The 22905-nt window shown below is 61.5% G+C and carries 20 protein-coding genes, 2 tRNA genes and 1 riboswitch; of the genes, 14 read left to right on the forward strand and 8 right to left on the reverse strand.

Annotated elements, in window-relative coordinates; genetic code table 11:
- From ACSSVQ_RS05115 to ACSSVQ_RS05125, 3 genes are all read right to left on the reverse strand, one after another.
- A complete protein-coding gene (locus ACSSVQ_RS05115) occupies window positions 1-2121 on the reverse strand; it encodes a TonB-dependent receptor domain-containing protein (RefSeq protein ID WP_454181191.1) in 2121 nt (706 codons plus the stop codon).
- A 139-nt stretch (window positions 2122-2260) separates the two neighbouring features.
- A complete protein-coding gene (gene hemP / locus ACSSVQ_RS05120) occupies window positions 2261-2431 on the reverse strand; it encodes a hemin uptake protein HemP (protein WP_293326300.1) in 171 nt (56 codons plus the stop codon).
- Window positions 2432-2719: 288 nt separating this feature from the next.
- Window positions 2720-2794 (reverse strand) — tRNA-Gln (locus tag ACSSVQ_RS05125).
- Between the two features lie 134 nt (window positions 2795-2928).
- Between ACSSVQ_RS05125 and ACSSVQ_RS05130 the strand changes: the two genes are divergently transcribed.
- From ACSSVQ_RS05130 to ACSSVQ_RS05145, 4 genes are all read left to right on the forward strand, one after another.
- Window positions 2929-3005: transfer RNA gene (locus ACSSVQ_RS05130), tRNA-Pro, on the forward strand.
- A 135-nt stretch (window positions 3006-3140) separates the two neighbouring features.
- The gene (locus tag ACSSVQ_RS05135) at window positions 3141-3776 is read left to right on the forward strand and encodes a glutathione S-transferase family protein (protein ID WP_454181193.1); all 636 of its coding nucleotides are present in this window, start codon (window positions 3141-3143) and stop codon (window positions 3774-3776) included.
- A gap of 29 nt (window positions 3777-3805) precedes the next feature.
- Window positions 3806-4342, forward strand: a complete 537-nt coding sequence (locus ACSSVQ_RS05140) for a GNAT family N-acetyltransferase (protein WP_454181195.1) — start codon at window positions 3806-3808, stop codon at window positions 4340-4342.
- A gap of 13 nt (window positions 4343-4355) precedes the next feature.
- A riboswitch (cobalamin riboswitch) is annotated at window positions 4356-4596 on the forward strand.
- Window positions 4597-4802: 206 nt separating this feature from the next.
- Entirely contained in the window at window positions 4803-6776 is a 1974-nt protein-coding gene (locus tag ACSSVQ_RS05145; protein ID WP_454181197.1) for a TonB-dependent receptor plug domain-containing protein, read from the forward strand.
- A gap of 70 nt (window positions 6777-6846) precedes the next feature.
- On the opposite strand, the gene ACSSVQ_RS05150 is transcribed toward ACSSVQ_RS05145, so the two are convergent.
- Together ACSSVQ_RS05150 and ACSSVQ_RS05155 are read right to left on the reverse strand one after the other, a co-directional pair.
- Window positions 6847-7692, reverse strand: a complete 846-nt coding sequence (locus tag ACSSVQ_RS05150; protein ID WP_293326289.1) for an enoyl-CoA hydratase — start codon at window positions 7690-7692, stop codon at window positions 6847-6849.
- A gap of 73 nt (window positions 7693-7765) precedes the next feature.
- The gene (locus ACSSVQ_RS05155; RefSeq protein ID WP_293326287.1) at window positions 7766-8062 is read right to left on the reverse strand and encodes a hypothetical protein; all 297 of its coding nucleotides are present in this window, start codon (window positions 8060-8062) and stop codon (window positions 7766-7768) included.
- Between the two features lie 265 nt (window positions 8063-8327).
- Between ACSSVQ_RS05155 and ACSSVQ_RS05160 the strand changes: the two genes are divergently transcribed.
- From ACSSVQ_RS05160 to ACSSVQ_RS05190, 7 genes are all read left to right on the forward strand, one after another.
- Window positions 8328-9554, forward strand: coding sequence for a pyridoxal phosphate-dependent decarboxylase family protein (locus tag ACSSVQ_RS05160; RefSeq protein ID WP_454181200.1), 1227 nt, complete (start codon window positions 8328-8330; stop codon window positions 9552-9554).
- An 82-nt stretch (window positions 9555-9636) separates the two neighbouring features.
- Window positions 9637-11184 carry an acyl-CoA synthetase gene (locus tag ACSSVQ_RS05165; RefSeq protein ID WP_454181202.1) on the forward strand — a complete coding sequence of 516 codons (1548 nt, stop codon included), beginning with the start codon at window positions 9637-9639 and terminating at the stop codon, window positions 11182-11184.
- A 183-nt stretch (window positions 11185-11367) separates the two neighbouring features.
- A complete protein-coding gene (locus ACSSVQ_RS05170) occupies window positions 11368-11586 on the forward strand; it encodes a hypothetical protein (RefSeq protein WP_454181204.1) in 219 nt (72 codons plus the stop codon).
- Between the two features lie 135 nt (window positions 11587-11721).
- The gene (locus tag ACSSVQ_RS05175) at window positions 11722-12225 is read left to right on the forward strand and encodes a MarR family winged helix-turn-helix transcriptional regulator (RefSeq protein WP_454181206.1); all 504 of its coding nucleotides are present in this window, start codon (window positions 11722-11724) and stop codon (window positions 12223-12225) included.
- Window positions 12226-12244: 19 nt separating this feature from the next.
- A complete protein-coding gene (locus tag ACSSVQ_RS05180) occupies window positions 12245-13321 on the forward strand; it encodes an HlyD family secretion protein (RefSeq protein WP_454181208.1) in 1077 nt (358 codons plus the stop codon).
- Window positions 13318-14877 (forward strand): DHA2 family efflux MFS transporter permease subunit, encoded by a 1560-nt coding sequence (locus ACSSVQ_RS05185; protein WP_454181210.1) that lies wholly within the window; start codon window positions 13318-13320, stop codon window positions 14875-14877. The genes ACSSVQ_RS05180 and ACSSVQ_RS05185 overlap by 4 nt, the downstream gene beginning before the upstream one ends.
- Before the next feature lie 70 nt (window positions 14878-14947).
- The gene (locus ACSSVQ_RS05190) at window positions 14948-15847 is read left to right on the forward strand and encodes an MBL fold metallo-hydrolase (RefSeq protein WP_454181212.1); all 900 of its coding nucleotides are present in this window, start codon (window positions 14948-14950) and stop codon (window positions 15845-15847) included.
- Between the two features lie 17 nt (window positions 15848-15864).
- On the opposite strand, the gene ACSSVQ_RS05195 is transcribed toward ACSSVQ_RS05190, so the two are convergent.
- Complete coding sequence (locus ACSSVQ_RS05195; RefSeq protein ID WP_454181214.1) at window positions 15865-16614, reverse strand: DUF1499 domain-containing protein; 750 nt, start codon at window positions 16612-16614, stop codon at window positions 15865-15867.
- A 93-nt stretch (window positions 16615-16707) separates the two neighbouring features.
- Window positions 16708-18348 (reverse strand): 3-(methylthio)propionyl-CoA ligase, encoded by a 1641-nt coding sequence (locus tag ACSSVQ_RS05200; protein ID WP_454181216.1) that lies wholly within the window; start codon window positions 18346-18348, stop codon window positions 16708-16710.
- Window positions 18349-18607: 259 nt separating this feature from the next.
- On the opposite strand from ACSSVQ_RS05200, the gene ACSSVQ_RS05205 reads away from it, so the two are divergent.
- The 3 genes from ACSSVQ_RS05205 to ACSSVQ_RS05215 all read left to right on the forward strand — a co-directional run bounded on the left by ACSSVQ_RS05205 (window position 18608) and on the right by ACSSVQ_RS05215 (window position 22062).
- A complete protein-coding gene (locus ACSSVQ_RS05205; protein ID WP_454181218.1) occupies window positions 18608-20065 on the forward strand; it encodes an amidase in 1458 nt (485 codons plus the stop codon).
- Between the two features lie 178 nt (window positions 20066-20243).
- Window positions 20244-21629: an aspartate aminotransferase family protein gene (locus ACSSVQ_RS05210; protein WP_454181220.1), complete on the forward strand. Its 1386-nt coding sequence runs from the start codon at window positions 20244-20246 to the stop codon at window positions 21627-21629.
- Window positions 21630-21642: 13 nt separating this feature from the next.
- Window positions 21643-22062 carry a hypothetical protein gene (locus ACSSVQ_RS05215; RefSeq protein WP_454181222.1) on the forward strand — a complete coding sequence of 140 codons (420 nt, stop codon included), beginning with the start codon at window positions 21643-21645 and terminating at the stop codon, window positions 22060-22062.
- A 68-nt stretch (window positions 22063-22130) separates the two neighbouring features.
- Here ACSSVQ_RS05215 and ACSSVQ_RS05220 read toward each other — a convergent pair whose 3' ends face one another.
- A complete protein-coding gene (locus tag ACSSVQ_RS05220) occupies window positions 22131-22886 on the reverse strand; it encodes an SDR family NAD(P)-dependent oxidoreductase (RefSeq protein WP_293328658.1) in 756 nt (251 codons plus the stop codon).
- Window positions 22887-22905 lie beyond the last annotated feature (19 nt).

The raw sequence follows: 22905 nt of genomic DNA on the forward strand, positions 1-22905 counted from the left end.
TTACCAGTTCACGGTGTATCGGATACCGCCCTTGAAATTGCGGCCCGTTTCGTATGAGGACGCGTAAGCACGCGCATATGCCTTGTCGAAAATATTGTCGATGCCAAGGTCGAGCCGAAGGCCGCTCAGGGGGCCTTCGCTGGCCGTCCAGGCGAAATAAACGCCGTGCACGACATATCCGTCCCGTTCGTCCGCGACGCTGTTGACCTTGTCGAATTCATCGGCCGCGATCACGCGCCACCCGATGATCGAATGGGTTTCGGGCAGCTTGATCGCCGCGTCGAGCGTGCCCATGGCGGGGGTCAGCACACCCAGCTTTTCACCCGTCGCCTTGTTCTTGCCATCGACGTTGGAGAAGCCGACTTTCACCCGAATACGATCATTCTCGTAGTGTGCCTCGGCTTCGACGCCATCAAGCTCGGCATCGGCAATATTGACGCTGGTCGTGGTGCCGTCGCACGCACCCGGTACGAAGGGGCTGCAAGCCGCGTAAGGTGCCGGCTGGTTCACCTGCAGATCGATGAAGTTTTCGCCGTCCGTGTAGTAGCGAGACGCCTTGATCTCCAATCGATCATTTTCCTCCAACAAATCGTCGAAGGTCACACCTGCGCCGAATTCAAACGTATCGGTCTTCTGGGCTTTCAGATTGGGGTTCGGCGTAAAGCGGTTGGTATGACCGGCCGTTCCCGGCCCGAGGTCGCCCGGTGCAAACGTGAAGTGCACGCCGGTGCTGTAGAGTTCATCCATCGTCGGCGCCCGGAAAGCTTCCGAATAGCTGCCGAACAGGTTCAGCCATTCGACTGGCATATAGCTCCCGCCGATGCGTGGCGACCAGGCGCTGTCCTGATTGTCTACACCGGCCTGAGAGGATTCACTTTCGAACCTGTCGTAGCGGAGACCCGGAACGACATAGAGGTCACCCGGCAGGAAGCCGAAAGGCCTGGTCCAGTTGATTTCCGCCTGTGCGAAACCGCCGATGAAGCTGTCTTCCGCATCGGGCACGCCGCCGCGTACGCCGCCTCCCGCAGCTCCTTCCTGCTCGTCGTGGTATCCCTCGGCACCGATTGTCAGTGTCGTGAAGATATCCTCGGTGAGAGAAAAGCGGCTGCGGTTGTCGACTCGGAAACCATAGGTATCCACGTCACGCTTCAGCAGCTCGCCCGCGGGCCCCACGCCATTATTGTCGAGGCGCAGTTCGTCGGCCTTGAAGCTCTGATAGTAGGCAATCGATTTCAGGTCCACCCAGGCACTGGCCGGATTGAAGTCGTACCCCAGGCGGTAGGTTTCCGAGACAAGGTTTTTGTCGGCATAATCGTTGCCGTTGGCCTGCCCGTTATTCGGCTCGATGGCATCATTGTCGAAGCGCAGGAAGCTTGCTGTGAACTTGTGTCCGCCGCCGGCGTCGTAGGAGCCCTTGAGGAAGCCGGACAGGATATCGTCATCCGATTCGAGTTCCGAGCCGCTGCCGAGTTCGATCGAACCGGATTCACGCTTCGTCAGGCTGCCCACGATGCCCAGACCGTCCAGGGGACGCGACATGGCGGTTGCCGTGGCGTGATATTCCCGGTTGGCCGTCTGGCCGCCCAGACCGAACGAGGTCTGCGTTTCGCCCGCGGCGAGCGCCTTGAGCGGGTCGATGGTACGGAATTCGATCACGCCGCCCATGCCGCCGCTGCCATAGAGCGACGACGACGGACCGCGCAGCACTTCGGCGCTGTTCACCACGGAGGGGTCGATGAAGAAGCGGCCATCATGACCGGAACTGAAGTTCTGGCGCACGCCGTCGATCAGGATCACCACATCGGGGCCCGAAAAACCGCGAATGGACGGCACTTCGCCGGTGCGGCGCGGGCCGCCGGTGAACATCACGCCCGGCACGTCGCGCAGAATATCGTCCGGTGTGGAGGCCTGTTTGAGGTCGATCTCGTCCTTGTCGATGACCGTCACCATGCCCGGATATTCATAGGCGGTGATGCCGCTGCCCGTCGCCGTCACGGTGATCGGCGCGGTGATGGCGTCTTCCGCCATCGCCGGCGCGGCGAGCCCCATCGCCGCGACGCTGCAAAGCGCGGTACTTGTTGCAAGCTTCTTCAAAAATTCTGCCGGACTGCTGCCAGACATGGATGCCCCCTTCACTGGTGGAAAGGTCCTGGCTGGCTGAGCACATCTGTCGCGGCAGGCGCGACCGGCAGTGGCTGGCTCGGACGAGATACTGTCGATTGATGAAGCGCCGTCCGGAGTACAGGCGGCGCCCGGTCTTCTACTTGGTCAGGATCAATTTGCCCTTCGAGGTTTCACGCAAGAGGTAGTGCTCGCCACGATGCTCGATCACAGCTTCCTTGCGCGTCGAAAGCAGGGTTTCCGAACGGATGACGGGCGTTGCCGTCCGCTCTTGCCGATCCACCGGCCCTGCTCCTTCTGTCTTACTCATCCGCCCCTGCACAATCCGCCTGGATCCCGGGATCCAGAAAACGGGCTAAAGCCCCGACTTCGTAACTGCGGACCTTGTATCGTTACTGCGAGTCATTTGCAATAGCATCTTGAGCGGATGAACTCACTTAGCTGCAACGCAGAAACAGGCAGCTCTCAAAGCATTGCGTCATATACAGAAAACCGCGGCCGAGGGAGCCCGGCGACGGCTGATTTTCATGACGGATTGGGATGATTTAGCCGGAGCGGCCCGATGCGGATCCGGAACTGACCCGGCACGGAACCGGATTGGCTGGGGCGGCAGGATTCGAACCTGCGCATGACGGGATCAAAACCCGTTGCCTTACCGCTTGGCTACGCCCCAAAAAGAGGGCCGGAACATAGCCCCATGGCTTTGCTCGCGCAAGCGGCGGCGCTTGCGACGAGCCCCGGAAAAGCACGGAATCCGGCCTTGCGGCGTACGCGTACAGGCGATATAAACCCGCCTCCAGAGAACGTCGGAGTGTAGCGCAGCCTGGTAGCGCACCTCGTTCGGGACGAGGGGGTCGGAGGTTCGAATCCTCTCACTCCGACCATTCTCTGTTTTCCCCTTCCCTTGCCCGCAAATTGCCTGCTCCCTCGCGCAGATGTGTCTTTGCATCGCCAGCCGGGATGTGGATCATGTCGCCCATGGCAATCCGCGCAGACAAGCGGCCTTCAGGGAGAAAAGCATGAAACCCGTCCTTTACGACTTCACAGCCGCGCCGAGCCCGCGCCGCGCGCGTATCCTGCTCGCCGAAAAGGGCATCGAGCATGAAAACGTGCAGGTGGACCTTGCCAAGGGCGAGCAGCTTTCCGACGCGTACAAGAAGATCAATCCCGCCTGCACCGTCCCGGCGCTGAAGCTCGAAAGCGGTACCATCCTCACGGAAAATCTCGGTATCGCGGCCTGGGCGGAAGCGGTGAAGCCGGAGCCGGCGCTTCTGGGCACCACCCCGGAGGAAAAAGGTCTGGTGATGGGCTGGAATGCGCGGATCGAATTCGAAGGCTTGATGCCCATCGCCGAGGTTCTGCGCAACACCTCCAAGGGCATGGCGGACCGCGCCCTGCCCGGCCCCGTCAATCTTGCACAGATTCCCGAACTCGCAGAGCGCGGGTCTGTACGCCTCACCCGTTTCTTCAACGTCCTGAACGAGCGCCTGAAAGGCCGGGATTATATCGCCGTCGACAATTTCTCCCTCGCCGACATCACAGCGCTCGTCTGCGTCGATTTCGCGAAATGGGTGAAGCATGAGCCGAAGCCCGAGCATGAAGACCTCAAGCGCTGGCACGCAGCGGTTTCGGCCCGGCCCAGCGCCAAGGCGTAGCCGTCGGCCCAAAATGAGCGTGTACCGTCATGCTGATCGAGACAGCCCGGACGAGACTTCGGCAGTGGCGCGAACCGGATCGGGACGCGTTCGCCGCCCTTAACGCTCATCCAGAGGTCATGCATGATCTTGGCGGCCCTATCGACAGGCGTTCGAGCGATGAAAAGTTCGATCGCTATGTCATGGCCTACGAGACACATGGCTTCACCCGCTGGGCGATTGAAACCTTTGCGGGCAATTTTCTCGGTTATGCGGGCATCATGCCCTCGCGCCCGGGACATCCTCTCGGTCCGCACACCGAGATCGGCTGGCGCTTGCAACGCGAAGCATGGGGGCACGGATATGCAACGGAAGCCGCGTCGGCCGCGCTTGCGGACGGCTTTGCGCGTTGCGGCCTGACAAAGGTATTGGCCTATACCGCGCCCGACAATCTCCGGTCGCAGGCGGTGATGGAACGGCTCGGCCTCATCCGCGTCCCCTCACTCGATTATGAGGAAGCCCATAATGGCGGCATGTGGCGGGGGCTTGTGTGGATCGCCACGGCCTCTCCCTCATTTGACACCTAAAACCACGCCCCTATAGTGCCGCTCGCTTTCATGGTTCTTCACGCAAGCCGAAAGGCGGAAGGAAGAGGCAAGAGGGAACAGGGTGCGGCGTGCCGATGCACGTCAATTCCCAGGCTGCCCCCGCAACTGTGATCGGTGAGGCTGCGTTTCATGACATGCCACTGGCCATTGGTCCTTTTTCAGGATCGGCCGGGAAGGCGAAACGCCGCCGACGACCCGTAAGCCAGGAGACCTGCCAGAAAGCGCGTCATCTGCCGGTGGCCGGGGTGTGCCAACGGGGCGGTGATTTCCGCTTATGGTGACGCGTCAGGTCGATGCGCGTCGCCGGGCCCCTTTCCCGACAGCCTGCCGCCTGCCGCGTTTTCCGACAAGCGGCTCTCTCTCGCTTCCCGTAAATACGCGCTCTCCACCGGTTCCTGCGGCCGGGGTCTGCCGCGATCATGTTACGGGGGGTCCACCCATGTTGAAATTCGACCGGCGATCTATCGCCTTTCTTGCCGTCGCCGCCAGTGCCACGACTGCCTTTGCCGCCAGCGCTCATGCCGAAACGGACAGGATTTCCGACGGCATCCTGATTACCGGCAATCTCGAACCGCTTCCCACCAAGGAAGTCACCTCGAGCTACACGATCATCACCGCGAAAGACATCGAGGAGCATCAATATCTCCGCCTCACCGATGCGCTGAAAACCGTGCCGGGCCTCAATGTGGTGCAGAGCGGTCCGCATGGCGCCCAGACGTCCATTTTCATGCGGGGATCAAATTCCAACCAAACGCTTGTGATGATGAACGGGCTACCGCTAGAAGATCCGTCTTCTCCCAGCGGCGCGGCTTCGATCTCCAATATCTCGCTTGGCGATGTGGAGCGCATCGAAGTGGTGCGCGGTCCGCAAAGCGGCGTCTATGGCAGCCAGGCAATCGGCGGCGTCATTAACATCATCACCAAATCCGGCACAGGCGCATTGTCCACACACGCCAGCATCGAAGGCGGCACGCTGGGCACACTGAATGCAAATGGCTCGGTGAGCGGCGGTTTCGGCTCGACCAACTACTATTTTGCCGCCTCGCATGAACGGACCGACGGCTCCGACATCACGCCTGCCCGCATACGCGGCACACAGCCTGAGGAGAAGGACGGCAACGAGACCACCTCCATCTCAGGCAATATCGGCCAGCGTTTCGGCGAAAATGTGAAAGGCTCCATCTTCGCGCAGTTCGTCGACAGCTCGGTCGATACGGATGAAGACGGATCGAACGCCTCCTTCACACCCTTCTACGACAACCCGAACAGCACATATGACCAGCAAAAACTGCTCATATCGGGCAAGCTCTCGGGAAAATTCTTCGGCGGCAAATGGCGTCCGACGCTGACCGGCGGTTATCTACATCAGCAGGGCCAGAACAAGGATCAGCCCGATGCAGGCGGCTCCATCTATTCCAACGACGTGACCTTTACGTCGGAAACGCTCAACGCCGCATTCGACAACAGCTATGATCTGCTTGACTGGAACACGCTTTCCTTTGGCACCACCTACCGGCACGAAAAGTACGAAGCCCATGGTTTCCGCGATTTCGGTCCCACCTACCGGATCAATGAACAAAGCAAAGCGGACAGAGATCAGTTTGCGGTCTATGCGGGCGAGCATCTGAACTTTGCCGATCAGCTCTTCCTGAACCTCAATCTGCGCTACGACATGCCGGTGGACTACGACAACCATTTCTCCTTCACTATCGCGCCTGCCTACTATCTGCCCGATAGCGATACACGCTTCACGGCGAGCTATGGCACAGGCTTCAAAACGCCATCGCTCTATCAGCTCCATGGTTTCTCAACGAACAGCTTCGGCGTATTCCGGGGCAACCCCAATCTGAAGCCCGAGAAGAGCCGCGGCTGGGAAACGGGCATCGAGCAAGGCTTCTTCGATCATGCCCTTGTGACCGGCGTCACATGGTTCCAGACCCAGATCGACGATCCGATCGTGACTAATTCGGCAGGCACCACGACGCAAAACGATCCCGGCTTTACCGCCAAGGGGATCGAGGCATTCGTCAGTTTCGACGTGATGCAAAACGTGTCGGCCCGGATCGACTACACCTACACGCTTTTGAAGACGGATAGCTTTCAGGCGGCGTTCTCGCGTCGCCCGCGTCACCAGATCGGCCTCACGGCGGATTGGCAGCCGATGGAAGGCACATCGCTTGCGACGGATATTCAGTGGATCGATCCCTATCGCGACATTCCGCGCGACGGCTTCGGCTACTACCTAAACCCGACGCCCTACACCATCGTCAACATCTCCGGGTCGCAGAAGCTCACAGACAATGTGACGCTGACGGCGCGGGTCAACAATCTGCTCGATCAGAAATACGAGCCTGCCAATGGCTTCCAGGCCCCGGGCATCGAAGCACTGGCAGGTGTGACCGTTTCCTTCTGACGGCACGTCGTCCTAAACGCGACTATGCCCGCCCCTTGTTGGGGCGGGCATTTTTCTTTCTGGCCGGGGTTCAGCGGCCGGTGAAATTCGCCGCGCGCTTTTCCACGAAATGCGCAACGCCTTCCTTGAAGTCCTCGCTGGCGAAGCTCTTTTGCATTTCATCGTCGCCGATGGCGAGCGCGGTATTGAAATCCTGGAACATCGCTTTCCAGACCTGCCGCTTCATCACCGTCATGGACCGCGGCGACACGCTCGTCGCGAGTGTGCGGGCATAGTCCATCACATTGTCCATGAAATGCTGGGCGTCGAAGCTGCGATTGACGAGACCGATGCGTTCGGCCTCGCGCCCGTCGAATTTGCGCGCCGACATCAGAAGGTCCATCGCATGCGCAGGCCCCACCAGATGCGGCAACAGCCATGAAACGCCATGTTCGGCGACGAGCCCACGGCTCGCAAAGGCTGTGGTGAATTTCGCATCCGCCGCGGCAAAGCGCATATCGGCATAGAGCGCCACCACGAGACCGAGCCCGGCGGCAGGCCCGTTGATCGCGGCGATAACGGGCTTGGGCACCTCCATCAGAAAGCCGAAGCGTCCGCCATAGGCGCCCTCGAGATCGGGGCCCACGGCGGCCTTGAACGCGGCCTCTGCGTCTTTACCGTCGGATTGCTCGCGCTTTTCGCCGCCCGCCGCTTCGATCTTCTGGAGAAGATCCATATCGGCACCGGCGCAAAAACCGCGCCCGGCCCCGGTCAGCACGATCACGCGGACTTTCTTATCCGCGCTGGCTTCGGCCATGGCAGCCTTCACGCTCTTCTCCATGGCGCCGGTCCAGGCATTCAGCTTGTCCGGCCGGTTGAGCGTGACCACCGCCACACCGTCCCTAACCTCATAGAGGACGTCCTCATAGGTAGCCATCGTCGTTCCTCCCTCATGTCATTCTTGTGAGGGGAACTATAGCGCGCGAGATATGAAGCCGCGATGGGGCGGATTACTCGGCATCCTGCGCCGTGTCCCTTGCCTGTTGTGCGGCACGCGCCGACCAGGCGGCCCGCAGCGCATCGCGGCAAGGCCGGGAGAAACGCGGAGCATTTTCGCGAATGCAGCTGCGCATCTTCTCTTTCCCGCCGCCGATGGCGGACCGGCAATATTGCTCGATATCCGCCCGGCAGGTCTGGCGGATCTGTGCATGCGTATCGGCCTTTGCGGCACTTGCGGCGGCCAACAACAGAAACAGACCGGCCATGATGGAAATGGTGGACTTGCCGAGCAGCGCTTTCATCGCCATACCCCGAAGCTTTTCGATCGACCGTTTCCGATACGGCCTGAAATGTGATTTCCGTCGCGCATACCCATTCTGCGGCGCGGATACCGCCCTTGATGACCGCCAATCGGGGCGAAAGGCAGGCGGACAAGTGGCCTTTCGGAGAAAAAGCCGCCCCATGGCCATGCAGGAATGTGAATCCTATTCACGCTTTTCTTGCCGCACCTTCAGGCACCCCTCATAATCGGCGGCAACAAGAGCCAAGACAGAGGGGAACTGGGACATGGGAATGCCCGAACATGGAACCGCCTGGGACGTGCTGAGCCAGGAAATGCTGGAACGCGGCAAAAACGACGTGAAATGGCGCGAGGGCAAGACCGCAGTCTATGTGTTCAACGCCGGTGAAGACGTGTCGCAGGTCCAGAAAGAGGCCTACACCATGTACATGTCCGAGAACGGCCTCGGCCCCCTCGCCTTTCCCAGCCTGAAGCAGATGGAGGACGAGGTCATCTCCATGGGCCTCGGCCTGCTGCACGGCCCAGAGGGCGCTGCCGGCAACATCACGTCGGGCGGCACCGACAGCATCAACATGGCGGTCAAGGCCGCGCGGGATTTCGGACGGCAGGTCAAGGGCATCAAGGGCACCTGCAATATCGTTGCGCCATGGTCGGCGCATCCCGCCTTCGACAAGGCGGCCAAGATGATGGAACTGGAAATCCGCCGTGTGCCCGTTGGCGACGACCTCAAGGCCGATGTGGCGGCGATGGCCGAGGCCATCGACGGCAACACGATCATGCTGGTCGGGTCGGCCCCCTGTTTTCCCTACGGCCTCATCGATCCGATCGAGGCGCTCGGCAAGCTTGCCGAGGAGAAGGATGTCTGGCTGCATGTCGATGCCTGTGTCGGTGGCTATATCGCGCCTTTCGTGCGGATGAATGGCGGCGACATTCCTCCGTTCGACTTTGAAGTGCCGGGCGTCAAATCCATGTCCGCCGATCTGCACAAATACGGCTATTGCGCCAAGGGCGCCTCGACCGTGCTTTTCCGCTCCGACGAGCTGCGGTCCTACATGATCTTCGATTGCGACAACTGGCCGGGCGGCCGCATGGTTACGCCCACCCTTGCCGGCACCCGGCCCGGCGGCGCCATCTCGGCGGCCTGGGCGGTGATGAATTTCCTCGGCGTCGAGGGCTATCGCGCCAAGCACAAGCTCGTCACCGATGCGCGCGAGAAAATCGAGGCGGGCGTCAAAAAGCTCGGCTTTCATATCCTCGGCGCGCCGCAACTCGGCATCGTCGCCTTCGGCCATGACGAGGTCGATCCCATGGCCGTCTGGGGCAAGATGTTCGAGCGCGGCTGGTTCACCTCCGTGTCGACGGAGCCGAAAGGCCTTCACCTGATGCTCTCGCCTTTCCATGCGCAGGTGGCCGACACCTATCTTGCGGACATCGAATGGGCGCTGGGCGAGGTGAAATCCGGCAATAAGGGAGAAAAGCGCGAAGCCCGCTACAGCTGACCCTGCGGCACCCCCTTTTCGGCATTCTTCCGCCTGCTACACTCCTCCCAAAGACATAACCGTCGAACTTTGGGAGGAGACGATGGGCACGAAGTTAAGATCCGGCTCACGGGCCGTGGAGGTGGCGTCCGTTCAGGAACGGGCCGCGCGCGCAGCAAGCGGTTTCAAAAGCCTCGGCATCGGCAAGGGCGATGTCGTCGCCGTCTATCTCAGAAACGACTTTCCCTTCTTCGAAGCCTCCGTCGCGGCAGGGCTTTGCGGCGCGTACAACACGCCGGTGAACTGGCATTACACGCCGGAGGAAGCGCGCTACATCTTTTCCAACTCCGGCGCCAAGGCGATCGTGATCCATGCCGATCTCTATCGCGGTATCGAAAGCGCACTGCCGGCGGACGTGCCGGTCTTCGTCGTCGAGACCCCGCCTGAAATCTGCGCCGCCTACGGTCTCGATCCGGCGCAAGGTTCGCTTCCCGAGGGGACGACCGAATGGGGCGCCTGGCTTGAAGGCTTCGATCCCGTCGCCGCGCCGCCGGACGAGCCGCCCGGCTCGATGATCTACACATCGGGCACGACCGGCCATCCCAAGGGCGTTCGGCGCAATCCGCCCACCGCCGAGGAGGCTGTCGTCTGGCAGGAAATCGTCGGCAAGGTGATGGGGTTCAATGCCAATGTCGCCTCGCCCGAAGCGTCGGTGACCGTGGTGACCGGGCCGATGTATCACTCCGCGCCCAACGCCTATGGGCTTTTCGCGCTGCGCTATGGCGCCAACATCATCCTTCAACCGCGCTTCGACCCGGAAGAGCTTTTGCAGATGATCGAGCGCGAGCGCGTCACCCATCTCCACATGGTGCCGACCATGTTCGTCCGCCTGCTGAAACTGCCCGACGAGGTGAAAGCGAAATACGACCTTTCCTCGCTGCGTTTCGTGGTGCATGCGGCCGCCCCCTGCCCCGTCCATGTCAAACAGGCCATGATCGAATGGTGGGGGCCGGTGATCTACGAATATTACGGCGGGACGGAAACGGGCGCCGTCGTCTTTTGCGACTCCGAAGAATGGCTCGCGCATCCCGGTACGGTCGGCAAGGCATTCAATGGCGCCGACATTCGTGTGCTGGACGATGACGGCAAGGAGCTATCGCAGGGCGCGACCGGCGAAATCGTCTGCCGCATGCACACCATTCCCGATTTCACCTATCACGGCGACGATGAGAAGCGGCGCCGCTCGGAGAAGAGCGGCCTGATCGCGCTGGGCGATATCGGCTATCTGGACGATGACGGCTTTCTCTATCTCTGCGACCGCGCCAAGGACATGGTGATTTCGGGTGGCGTGAACATCTATCCCGCGGAGATCGAGGCCGAGCTTCACAAAATGCCGGGGGTGGAGGACTGCGCCGTCTTCGGCATTCCCAACGAGGAATTCGGCGAAGCGCTTTGCGCCGTCGTTCAGCGCCGGACGGGCGCCGACATCGGCGAGGATGATGTGCGGGCCTTCCTGCGTGAGCGCGTGGCGGGCTTCAAGGTGCCGCGCACCGTGGAGTTCAAAACCGAGCTCCCGCGCGAGGATTCCGGAAAAATATTCAAGCGCAAGCTGCGCGAACCTTATTGGGAGGCCGCCGGGCGGCAGATCTAGCGCCGATTTCTGCGACATTCAGCCTCATGTTGCATTGCAAAAATATTTGCGCTGACATCTTGTCAGTTTGTGCGTTGCAACATATCTTTGGATCGAACAAGGCCAATGGCGAATCGCCCTGAGGCCACCCGACGGAAACCTGCAGGACAGGCTACGCCAACCGTTCGATCCAAGAGGTTCAGAATGTCTACCGCTCAAGAAATCGCCAACCAGGCCGCTTCCCGGATGGGCTCTGTGGGCCATGACATCGCCGTCAAGGCTCAGCAGGCGCTCGATTCCGGCAAGCGGATCGCCCGCGATAAGGCCGGCATCAAAGTCGATCAGGCCGTGATCGCCGCGGGCTATGCCATCCTGTCGCTTTATGCGATTGCCATTGTCGTTCAGGTACTTAGCAACTTCTGAGCAGCCTGAACGCAGCTCGTCCACAGATCATGTCGCGAGGCCCTTCAAACCGGCCTCGCGATTTTTTTACTGCCAATAATAAGCTACATATATTATATCTCCTGCACTCGATAACAGAGATAGCAAAGTTCACCTATGGACAGCCCCAATCCGCATCGCAGCCTTGGTTTTCTGCTCAGTGAATGCACCAGCCTGATCCGGCGCATTTTCACTGACCGGCATAATCCGGGCTCCATGACGCAGGCCCAGTGGCGCGCGCTTGCCTATATCTCCCGGCATCAGGGGATCAACCAGGTCGGTCTTTCGCAACTTCTGGAAGTGCAGCCGATCACGGTGGCACGGCTCGTGGACAAGCTCGCGGAGCTGGAGCTGGTCGAGCGCCGCCAGGATCCCACCGACCGCCGCGCCCAAAAGCTCTATCTCACCGAAAAGGCGATGCCGAGCATCGACCAGATGTGGGAAACCTCCGAAGAGGTCTATCAGATCGCCTTCCGGGGCTTTACCGACGAGGAAGCCGCTCAACTGATGAGCGCCCTTGTCCGTATCCGCGCCAATCTCGCCCAGGAAACGCCGCGCCATCCGAGTACCCAGGCCCCGGATGAAGACGCGCTGACCCTTGGACAGCGTCACGAATCCTGAACCACCAAAGGCAAAAACAATGTCGGATAGTACAAGTGGCGCGGGCGAGACCCGGCCAGGCTGGTTGCGTTCCATTGCCCCCCGCCGCATGCGCATGGCCCTCTTCCTCGGACTGCCCGCCCTCGTCCTCATTGTCGGCGCGGCGATCTATTTTCTGTCGGGCCGCTATGTGAGCACGGACAATGCCTATGTGAAGGCGGACATGGTGGCGGTCAGCCCGGAAGTTTCGGGCAAGATCACGCAGGTCTATGTGCATGAGAACCAGCAGGTCGAAAAGGACGACCCGCTTTTCCAGATCGATCCGAAAGACTACCGCATCGCGCTTCAGGAGGCGGATTCGCAGCTCAAACAGGCCGCCGCAACGGTGAAAGGCCAGCAGGCGCGCTATCGCATGACGCTGGAGCAGATGGACCTCGCCAAGAGCAGCGCGGAATACTACCAGCGCGAGTTCGACCGCCAGCTCAAACTGGCGCGGCATGATTATGCCAGCCAGCAGAAGCTCGACGAGGCCAGGCACAATCTCGACACGGCGCGCCATCTGGCCAAGGTGCTTGCCGCCAGCATGGGCGAGATCGTCGCGAGCCTCGACGGTGCGCCCGATGCGCCGGTCGAAGAACATTCCGCCTATCAGTCGGCCAAAGCCGCGCGCGACAATGCGGCCCTCAATCTGGAACGCACCACGGTGCACGCGCCTTTTGCCGGCATTCTCGGCAAGAAGCCGCAGGTCGGCGACGCCGTTGCGCAAGGCGCGCCGGTCGTCTCGCTGATTTCCACGTCCGATGTCTGGGTCGAAGCGAATTTCAAGGAAACGCAGCTCACCGGCGTCCGTCCCGGACAGGATGCCACCGTAACCATCGACACCTATCCCAACCGCGAATGGCACGGCCATGTCGCATCCATCGCACAGGGCACCGGATCGGAGTTTTCGGTCCTGCCCGCGCAGAATGCGACCGGCAACTGGGTGAAAGTCGTGCAGCGCATCCCGGTACGCATCGAAATCGAGCATGAGAAGAACGACCCGCCGATCCGTGCGGGCATGAGCTGCGAGGTCGAGATCGACACCGCCTCCGGCAAAGCGAACGGACAGCATCTATGAGCGAGCAGGACGCCCCTCTCGCATTGGACGGGATGCAGCGCAAGGTCGTGACGGGCTCGATCATGGTCGCCACGATCATGCAGACGCTCGACTCCACGATTGCCAATGTGGCGCTGCCCCATATGCAGGGCTCCTTTTCTTCCACCCAGGAACAGACGGCCTGGGTGCTGACCTCCTATATCGTGGCGGCCGCCATCGCCACGCCCGCGACCGGCTGGCTTGCCGGGCGCTTCGGCCGCAAGAACCTGCTGGCAGGCGCGGTGATCGGCTTCACCCTATCCTCCATGCTGTGCGGCGCCGCCACGTCGCTCGAGGAAATGGTGCTGTTTCGCGTCCTGCAGGGGCTTTCGGGAGCCGCCTTCGTCCCGCTTGCCCAGTCGATCCTGCTCGACATCTATCCTTTCGAACAGCGCGCCTCCGCCATGGCGATGTGGGGCGTGGGCGTCATGGTCGGCCCCATTGTCGGCCCCGCTCTGGGGGGCTACCTGACCGACGTCTATAACTGGCGCTGGGTCTTCTACATCAATGTCCCCTTCGGCATTGCCGCGCTGATCGGCATTCTGGCAAGCGTTCCCACCACCAATCTCGACCGTACACGACGCTTCGACTGGTTCGGATTCGCCTTTCTCAGTCTCGGCATCGGCGCGATGCAGATCATGCTCGACCGCGGCAATCATCAGGACTGGTTTTCCTCCACGGAAATCGTTCTGGAGGCGACCTTTGCCGTGGTGGGGTTCTATCTCTTCATCTACCACGCGGCGACCGTCAAAAACCCGTTCGTGGAGTTGCGCATCTTCAAGGACCGGAACCTTGCCATCGGTCTCGTCATCATTTTCATCGTCGGCATGATCCTCTATGCGACGATGGCGCTGCTGCCGCCCTTCCTCGAAACGCTGATGGGATACCCGGTGACGCTGGCCGGTCTCGTGCTCGCCCCGCGCGGCGCTGGCACCATGCTCGCCATGCTTATTGCCGGGCGTATCGCCAGCAAGGTCGATATGCGGCTGATGATCGCCTTCGGGCTTTCCCTGGCAAGCCTCTCGCTGTGGGAAATGGCTCAGTTCAATCTCGAGGTCAATCAGTGGACGATCATCGAAACGGGTATCGTTCAGGGCTTCGGCCTCGGCTTCATCTTCGCACCGTTGACGACGATCACCTTTGCCACCCTGGCCCCGGACCTGCGAACGGAAGGCACGAGTTTCTTCAGCCTTTTGCGGAATGTCGGGTCCAGTGTCGGCATCTCGATTTCCGAAACCTTCATCGCCTATATGACGCAATACAACCATGCGGAACTCGCAGCCCATGTGTCGCCGCTCAATCCGGCGATACGGGATACGACGAACCCGCTCTGGAGCCTCACCACGCCGGAATCCCTCGCCATGGTCAATGGGGAGGTGACGCGGCAGGCGGCGACGATCGCCTATCTGAACGACTTCCGGATGATGATGTATATGACGCTGCTTGCCCTCCCCTTGCTCGTTTTCCTGCGCACCAAGCCGCATGATGGCGACGAGGTGGCCGAACAGGAAAGCGAAATGGCGGAGGTCATGCACTGACATCCGGCAGGCAGATGCATCTTGCGCCGGGGCCGCGCTCGCGCCATGTTCGGTGAAAAGGGAGGACATCTTGGCCGTTCAGATACCATTCGTGCGCGACATCACCTTCGACTATGGCGAATGCGACGAGCTATCGCCGCTGATCCGTCGCGTCGTCGCGCGCAACCCCTCCGCCTTCACCTTTCTGGGGACAGGCTCCTATATCATCGGCCGGGGCAATGTCGCGGTGGTCGATCCCGGGCCACTGGTTGAAGAGCATATCGATGCGCTGATGAAGGCGCTCGAAGGCGAGACCGTCACCCATATCCTCATCACCCATACGCATACGGATCATTCGCCCGCTGCGGCGCCGCTGAAAAAGCTCACCGGGGCCGAAACCTATGCGTTCGGACCGCACGGATCCGGCGGCGGCGCGGAAGTGAAGGTGGAAGAAGACGGCGATATGGATTTCGTGCCCGACGTGACCGTCTCGCATGGCGACATCATCGAGGGCGACGGCTGGACCGTCGAATGCGTGCATACGCCCGGCCATACCTCCAACCATATGTGCTTCGCCCTGCAGGAGGAAAAGGTTCTCTTCTCAGGAGATCACGTCATGGGCTGGTCCACCAGCGTCGTCAGCCCGCCCGACGGTAACATGAAGCAGTATATGGACTCATTGAAGCTGCTGCTGGAGCGCGACGACGAGGTCTACTGGCCGACGCATGGTCCCGCCATTACCGACCCCAAACCCTTCGTGCGTGCCTTCATCGCCCATCGCGAGGATCGCGAGAAGCAGATCGTCGAGCAGCTTGAAGCAGGACGCCACACCATCGCAGAGATGGTGCCGGTCATGTATGCGGCGGTGGACAAGCGCCTTCACCCGGCCGCCGCGCGCTCGGTCTTTGCGCATGTGGAACATCTGGTGGAAACCGGCCGCGTCACCTGCGAAGGCGAGCCGAAGCTGTCGAGCAGCTATTCGCTCGCCTGACGACGGCCGGCATTCGCTTATTCCTGGAAGCCGAGCTTCTGCTTCAGCGCCACCATGAAGGTGCGAATGCGGTTGGCATTGGCACCAAGATCGCTCTCGCCCACACGTGAGACGGAGCGCATATCGACCGCGCTGCCGCCCCCCGGCGTCGGGGTAATGCGGATCGACACATCGTCGCGGAACTGCATGACAAGCGTCGTCGCCGTTGCCTCGATGCGCCCGGCTTCGGGATCGGTCTCCACGATCTCCCAGTCCATATCGCGGGCGGTGGCCAGTGCGGCCTCGAACACTCGGGCCGGGGCCAGGTTGATCGCTACCGTCTGGATGTCGGGATAGGCTTTTTCCTGCAACGCCCCGAGATCGGCAGGCGATGTCCGGTCGAGTGGGTTGGCATAATCGCCGCGATTGCCTGCCAGCGCCACGAATTGCGGCGGGTTGGCAAGGTCGGTCGTGATGTCGTGAATGCGCGGCACCTGGGACCCCACGATCACGGCTTGCGCAACGGGTGCGGCAAGGCCGAGCCCGAGCACGAGGCCTATAATCGCCTTGCGCGCGCCCTTGCGTCCGGAGACGAGAGCCACCAGCAGGCCGGCAGCCGAAACCAGTATCGCCAGAACGCCCACCAGCGCACCGAGTGCGACGGCGCCCAGCGCAATCTGGAATGAAGCCGGGGCCAGGCGGCTTACCGCCACGCCCGCTGCCAGAAGAACGAGCCCGAGAACGCCTAACCGAAGTCCCCAGGCCGCCGTTGCCGAACGCGCCGCCATACCCGATGCCTTTCCGTCTGATGGAGACGCGGCGGATCCGTCCGCCGCGCTATCCTGCGATGTGACCGGCGTTGCCCTGCCCGGCGCGCCTTTCTATTCGGCGGCCTGCGCGGTGGGCAGCGTATAATCCTTGAACATCTTGCGAAGTTCGAGCTTCTGGATCTTGCCGGTTGCCGTATGCGGAATTTCATCGACGAAGGCCACATCGTCCGGCATCCACCATTTGGCGATCTTGCCTTCCATGTAGTCGAGGATGTCTTCCTTGCTGACGTCCTCGCCTTCGTTTTTCACGATGATAAGCAGCGGGCGCTCATCCCATTTGGGATGTGCGATCCCGATGACTGCGGCTTCGGCAACCTTGGGATGGCCGACGGCAAGGTTTTCAAGTTCGATCGACGAAATCCATTCGCCGCCCGACTTGATCACGTCCTTGGCCCGGTCGGTGATCTGCATGTAACCGGACTCGTCGATGGTGGCGACGTCGCCGGTATCGAACCAGCCACCCTCATCCAGAATGTTGCCGCCCTCGCCCTTCAGATAGGCGCCGGCAATGGCCGGTCCGCGCACCATCAGATGGCCGAACGCTTCGCCGTCGCAGGGCAGTTCATTGCCGTCATCATCGGTGATTTTCATTTCCACCGTGTAGATGGCGCGGCCCTGCTTGACCTTCACATCGATCTGCTTGTCGAGCGGCCAGTCTTCCATGCCCGCCTTCAGGCTGCCCAGCGTGCCCATGGGCGACATTTCCGTCATGCCCCAGGCGTGGAACACCTGTACGTCGTAATCCTTCTCGAACACCTCGATCATCGACCGCGGCGCGGCGGAACCGCCGATCACCACGCGTTCGAGATGCGGCAGTTCGAGCTTGTTCTTCTGCAGGTGCTGGAGAAGCATCAGCCAGACTGTCGGCACCGCCGCCGTCGCCGTCACATTTTCGGTGCTCAGCAGTTCATAGATGCTTTCGCCGTCCATGTTGGCGCCGGGCATGACCAGCTTTGCGCCCACCGCCGGCGCGGCGAAGGAGATGCCCCAGGCATTGGCGTGGAACATCGGCACCACCGGCAGCATCGCATCCGTCGACTTCATGCCGAGCGCATCGCCCATATTCACGGCCAGCGCATGCAGCACGTTGGAGCGGTGCGAATAGAGAACGCCCTTCGGGTTGCCCGTCGTACCGGAGGTGTAGCAGAGGCCGCAGGCATCGTTTTCGTCGCCTTCGGCCCATTTGAACTCGCCGTTCTCCGCCTCGACAATCTCCTCGTAGCAAAGCGCATTGGGCAGGCTCGTCTCGGGCATATGCTCCCGGTCCGTCATCACCACATAGGCCTTCACCTTGGGCAGCTCGTCCTTGATGCCTTCCAGGATCGGCACGAAGGTGAGGTCGAGGAAGATGACCTTATCCTCGGCGTGATTGATGATGTAGATGAGCTGTTCGGCAAAAAGGCGCGGGTTCAGCGTATGGCAGACGGCGCCGAGGCCCATGATGCCGTACCAGGCTTCCAGATGGCGGGCAGTGTTCCAGGCCATGGTCGCCACCACGTCGCCCTTTTCGACGCCGAGCTTTTGCAGCGCCTGTGCGACCTTGCGCGCGCGCAGGTGAATTTCGGAATAGGTGGTCCGTGCGATCGGCCCCTCGATGGTGCGCGTCACGACTTCCCGGTCGCCATGGAACCGCGCAGCATGATCGATAATGGTCGTCACGCGCAGCGGCCAGTCCTGCATCAAGCCCTTCATGGATGTTCCTCTCTCAATCCCCGTGAACCGGCCCTCGAGCCGGCTTGCTCCGCCGATCTTTTCCCCAGGGAATGACCGGATTTTTCATTTGGGCGAAGTCTAGTGGGAAAGGCGCCATGTCACAATAATTTCCCCTTCGCCACCGCTCTAAAAACCCCGGCCGACGCTGGGGTTTTCTCCTGCCCCGCTTTCACTTGCCTTGGCGGTGCCCGACACCGTCTAATGCGGTCAAAGCAATCAATACTAAAAGGGGAATTCCATGGAGGAGCTTCATTTCCGCTCCGCATCCGAGCTTGGCCGGATGCTGCGCGCTCGCGAGATCAGCTCGGCGGAACTGACCGATCACTACATTTCACGCATCGAAGAGTACAATCCAAAGATCAACGCGGTGGTGGCGAGCGACTTCGACGGCGCCCGCACAGCGGCAAAGGACGCGGATGAGGCTTTGGCGAAGGGCGAGGACAAGGGCCCGCTTCACGGCCTCCCCTTCACCATCAAGGATGCCTATGAGGTAAAGGGCATGGTCTCCACCGGCGGCGTGCCGGACTGGAAAGACAATGTCCCCGCGACGAGCGCCGACCCGATCCAGCGGCTTCAGGATGCGGGCGCCATCGTGATGGGCAAGACCAATGTGCCTTTCATGTCGGCGGACCTGCAGAGCTATAACGACATTTACGGCACGACGAACAATCCGTGGAACCTGGAATGCGGCCCCGGCGGCTCGTCCGGCGGGTCGGCGGCTTCGCTCGCTGCGGGCTTCACCGCGGCCGAGTTCGGCTCCGATATTGGCGGCTCCATCCGCACGCCCGCGCATCTCTGCGGCGTTTTTGGTCACAAGCCGACTTACGGCATCGTGCCCAAGCGCGGCCATCTCGGCCCGCCGCCCGGCTGGCTTTCGGAGGGCGATCTTTCCGTCGCCGGGCCACTTGCCCGCAGCGCGGAAGATCTGCAGATGCTGCTCGATATCGCGGCGGGGCCGAACTGGACCAACACACCAGGCTGGAAGCTCGACCTGCCGCCCGCCCGCGCCAAGAGCCCGAAAGATCTCCGCGTCGCCGTCTGGATCGACGAGCCCTTCTGCGACATCGACCGGGAAATGGCCGCCCTTCTGAAGCAGGCGGCCCATGCGCTGGCGGATGCGGGCGCGAAGGTGGACTGGGAAGCCCGGCCTGCCTTCTCCTTTGCCGAGAGCACCGAAATCTATCTCATGCTTCTCCACTCCCAGACGGGCGCCGGCATGCCGGACAAGGTGAAGGAGCGCTGGCGGCAGATGAAGGAGACCGCATCGCCCGACGACAAGTCCCACGCCATTCTCCAGGCGCGCGGCGGCACGATGACCGTTGCCGAACGCATGCAGTGGAAGGAGCGGCAGGCGCAGCTCCGGCACAAATGGGCCGACTTCTTCAAGGATTACGACGTGGTGCTGTCGCCCGTGCTGATGCGCACCGCTTTCAAGCACGACCAGCAGTCCGACTGGTCGAAACGCAAGCTGACGGTGAACGGCATCGAGCGGGAATATATCGACGTGCTGCTCTGGGCGGGCCCGGCGGTGGTGTCCTATCTCCCCGCCAGCGTCGCCCCTGTGGGCATTACGTCGGAAGGTCTTCCGGCAGGCATCCAGATCATCGGCCCGCACCTCGAAGACAAGACGCCCATCGCGGTGGCGGCCATGCTGGAGGAAATCCTCGGCGGGTTCCGGGCGCCGCCGGGGTGGTAAGCACTCTGTCGTCGTGGCCCGGCTTGTCCGGGCCATCCACGTCTTTCACAGACGCCAAGGCGTGGATACCCCGCATAAAGCGGGGCATGACTCAGAAGACATAGCCCTTTGACTTCCCCTCGGGCGACGCCGCATTATGCGGCATCCGCCCACACCTGCTCATTCGAGGAGCGCTCCCATGTCGAGCCTTAGCAACGCCGCCGTTCGCGATATCGAAACGGTCATCCATCCCTATACCAATCTCGAAACCTTCCGCGAGACGGGGCCGATGATCCTCGAGCGCGGCGAGGGCATCTATGTCTATGACAGTCATGGCAAGAAATATATCGAGGGTATGGCCGGGCTCTGGTGCACCTCGCTCGGCTATAACGAGAAGGAACTGATCGACGCGGCGACCGAGCAGCTCGAGCGCCTTCCCTTCACCCATGTCTTCGGCGGCAAGAGCCATGAGCGCGCGGCGGAGCTGGCCGAGAAGCTGAAAGCCATCGCGCCGCATCCCGCCTCCAAGGTGCTGTTCTGCGGTTCGGGCTCGGAAGCGAACGACCAGCAGGTGAAGCTTGTCTGGTACTACAACAATGCCCGCGGCAAGCCGGAGAAGAAGAAATTCATCTCTCGCATCCGCGCCTATCACGGCGTGACGGTCGCCTCCGCCTCGCTGACGGGCCTGCCCGCGAACCATCGCGATTTCGACCTGCCCATCGAGGGCGTCCTCCACACCGACTGCCCGCATTACTACCGCTACGCGGAACCGGGCGAGACGGAGGACGAGTTCACCACGCGTCTGGCGAAGAACCTCGAAGACCTCATCATCAAGGAAGGCCCGGACACGGTCGCCGCCTTCATCGCCGAACCCATCATGGGCGCAGGCGGCGTCATCATGCCGCCGGACGGCTATTTCGAGAAAATCCAGGCCGTGCTGCAGAAATACGATGTCTATTTCATTGCCGACGAGGTGATCTGCGGCTTCGGGCGCACGGGCAACATGTTCGGCTCGGAAACCTTCAACATGAAGCCGGACAGCATTTCCGTCGCCAAGGCGCTCTCTTCCGCTTACGTGCCCATCGGCGCCGTCACGGTCGGCGAAGACATGTATCAGGCGATGCTGGACGAAAGCCGCAAGATCGGCACGTTCGGCCACGGCTTCACCTATACCGCGCATCCGCTGGCCGCCGCCGTCGCTTCCAAGACGCTCGACATCTATCAGGAGCGCAACATTGTCGGCCATGTGCGTTCGCTGCAACCGACCTTCGAAGGCCATGTGCATCGCCTCGCCGAACATCCGCTGGTCGGCCATGTCCGCGCCAAGGGTCTTATCGGCGCGCTGGAACTCGTCGCCCACAAGGACTCGAAAGAGAGCTTCGAGCCGGGCGCGGGTATCGGTGCGAAGGTCGTGGCGGCCTGCGAGAAACGCGGCCTCATCCTGCGTCCGCTGGCAGGCGACATCATCGCCATCTGCCCGCCCCTCATCATCACCGAGAGCCAGGTCGACGACATCTTCAAGACGCTTGAGGAAGCGCTGGACGAGGTGACGGCCCATGCCCGCAAGGAAGGGCTGATGAAGTGATCGGGGCGCAGGGATGACACGCGAAATCCGCTTTCAGATCGAACTTGCCGGCAAGACCTCGCCCGAAGACGCGATGGGCGAGCGCATGAATATCGAGACCTCCGCCGTGCTACCGCCGGACTTCGATCCGGCGCTGGCCGGCAGCGGCCTGCATGTGACCTGCGAGGCGGCGGTCGATAATGACGAATATGGCGGCTTCAGCGAAACCGGCACGCTCAGCTTCGGCGGCGGCACATTGAGCTATGAAAGCGTGCGCGAAGGCTATCTTGGCGAGACGCCCGACCCGAAAACGCAGCTCGGTCATGTCGTGTTTCAGGTGACGGGCGGCACGGGCGGCTTTGCCGGCGCCAGCGGCTTCATCGTCTCCGCCTTCACCGTGAACGAGGATGCGCAGGTACGCGAGAGCCAGAGCGCGGTGCTGTTCCTGCCCTGACATTTACCTGTCATTGCCGGGCATGACAGCTATCGGGAGCGACACTTGCCCGAGAGGAAGATGACGCCTCAGACGTGCTGGCCGCCATTGATCTGGATTTCGGTGCCGTTGATATAGCTCGACTGATCCGTACACAGAAAATATATCACCCGCGCCACCTCTTCCGGCGTGCCGAGGCGATGCATGGGGATTTCTTCCACGATCTTTTCGGTGCCCGGCGAGAGGATTGCCGTGTCGATTTCGCCCGGCGCGATGGCGTTCACCCGCACGTTCAACGGCCCGAATTCCGAGGCCATTTCCCGCGTCAGCGATTTCAGCGCCGCCTTCGAGGTCGCGTAGGCGCTGCCCGCGAAGGGGTGCACACGCTCACCCGCGATGGACGAGACATTGACGACCGACCCGCTCGCCGCTTTCAGCTCCTGAACCAGTCCGCGCGCCAGAATGACGGGGGCGAAGAAGTTCACCTGAAAGACCTTGTACCAGAGCTCCTGGCTGGTATCGAACACACCGAGCCGCGAGCCCCCCTCGCCCTTGGGCGAAATGGCGGCATTGTTGACGAGCGCATTGAGACGCCCGCCCTGATCCTTCAGCCGTTCATGGATTTCGTTGATCGCCTCCGCGGTGTTTTCCGGATCGGCGAGATCGACCTGAATATGATCCTCAGGTCCGGCCTCCCATGGGCAATCTTCCGGGAAAGCATGGCGCGAGCAGGTAATCACGCGCCAGCCCGCGCTCGAGAAGCGCTTCACCGTCGCATGTCCGATGCCCCGGCTTGCACCGGTCAGCAGCAATGTCTTTCGTTCCGCATTGGGGATCTGTGCCATGAGCGCAATCTACTGAAAT

This window comes from Parvibaculum sp. MBR-TMA-1.3b-4.2 (assembly GCF_053628815.1).

Excerpts from the sequence above, each read along its gene's own strand:
- ACSSVQ_RS05115 (WP_454181191.1), bottom strand. The coding sequence starts at position 2,121 with ATGTCTGGCAGCAGTCCGGCAGAATTTTTGAAGAAGCTTGCAACAAGT.
- hemP (WP_293326300.1), bottom strand. The coding sequence starts at position 2,431 with ATGAGTAAGACAGAAGGAGCAGGGCCGGTGGATCGGCAAGAGCGGACG.
- ACSSVQ_RS05135 (WP_454181193.1), top strand. The coding sequence starts at position 3,141 with ATGAAACCCGTCCTTTACGACTTCACAGCCGCGCCGAGCCCGCGCCGC.
- ACSSVQ_RS05140 (WP_454181195.1), top strand. The coding sequence starts at position 3,806 with ATGCTGATCGAGACAGCCCGGACGAGACTTCGGCAGTGGCGCGAACCG.
- ACSSVQ_RS05145 (WP_454181197.1), top strand. The coding sequence starts at position 4,803 with ATGTTGAAATTCGACCGGCGATCTATCGCCTTTCTTGCCGTCGCCGCC.
- ACSSVQ_RS05150 (WP_293326289.1), bottom strand. The coding sequence starts at position 7,692 with ATGGCTACCTATGAGGACGTCCTCTATGAGGTTAGGGACGGTGTGGCG.
- ACSSVQ_RS05155 (WP_293326287.1), bottom strand. The coding sequence starts at position 8,062 with ATGGCGATGAAAGCGCTGCTCGGCAAGTCCACCATTTCCATCATGGCC.
- ACSSVQ_RS05160 (WP_454181200.1), top strand. The coding sequence starts at position 8,328 with ATGCCCGAACATGGAACCGCCTGGGACGTGCTGAGCCAGGAAATGCTG.
- ACSSVQ_RS05165 (WP_454181202.1), top strand. The coding sequence starts at position 9,637 with ATGGGCACGAAGTTAAGATCCGGCTCACGGGCCGTGGAGGTGGCGTCC.
- ACSSVQ_RS05170 (WP_454181204.1), top strand. The coding sequence starts at position 11,368 with ATGTCTACCGCTCAAGAAATCGCCAACCAGGCCGCTTCCCGGATGGGC.
- ACSSVQ_RS05175 (WP_454181206.1), top strand. The coding sequence starts at position 11,722 with ATGGACAGCCCCAATCCGCATCGCAGCCTTGGTTTTCTGCTCAGTGAA.
- ACSSVQ_RS05180 (WP_454181208.1), top strand. The coding sequence starts at position 12,245 with ATGTCGGATAGTACAAGTGGCGCGGGCGAGACCCGGCCAGGCTGGTTG.
- ACSSVQ_RS05185 (WP_454181210.1), top strand. The coding sequence starts at position 13,318 with ATGAGCGAGCAGGACGCCCCTCTCGCATTGGACGGGATGCAGCGCAAG.
- ACSSVQ_RS05195 (WP_454181214.1), bottom strand. The coding sequence starts at position 16,614 with ATGGCGGCGCGTTCGGCAACGGCGGCCTGGGGACTTCGGTTAGGCGTT.
- ACSSVQ_RS05200 (WP_454181216.1), bottom strand. The coding sequence starts at position 18,348 with ATGAAGGGCTTGATGCAGGACTGGCCGCTGCGCGTGACGACCATTATC.
- ACSSVQ_RS05205 (WP_454181218.1), top strand. The coding sequence starts at position 18,608 with ATGGAGGAGCTTCATTTCCGCTCCGCATCCGAGCTTGGCCGGATGCTG.
- ACSSVQ_RS05210 (WP_454181220.1), top strand. The coding sequence starts at position 20,244 with ATGTCGAGCCTTAGCAACGCCGCCGTTCGCGATATCGAAACGGTCATC.
- ACSSVQ_RS05215 (WP_454181222.1), top strand. The coding sequence starts at position 21,643 with ATGACACGCGAAATCCGCTTTCAGATCGAACTTGCCGGCAAGACCTCG.
- ACSSVQ_RS05220 (WP_293328658.1), bottom strand. The coding sequence starts at position 22,886 with ATGGCACAGATCCCCAATGCGGAACGAAAGACATTGCTGCTGACCGGT.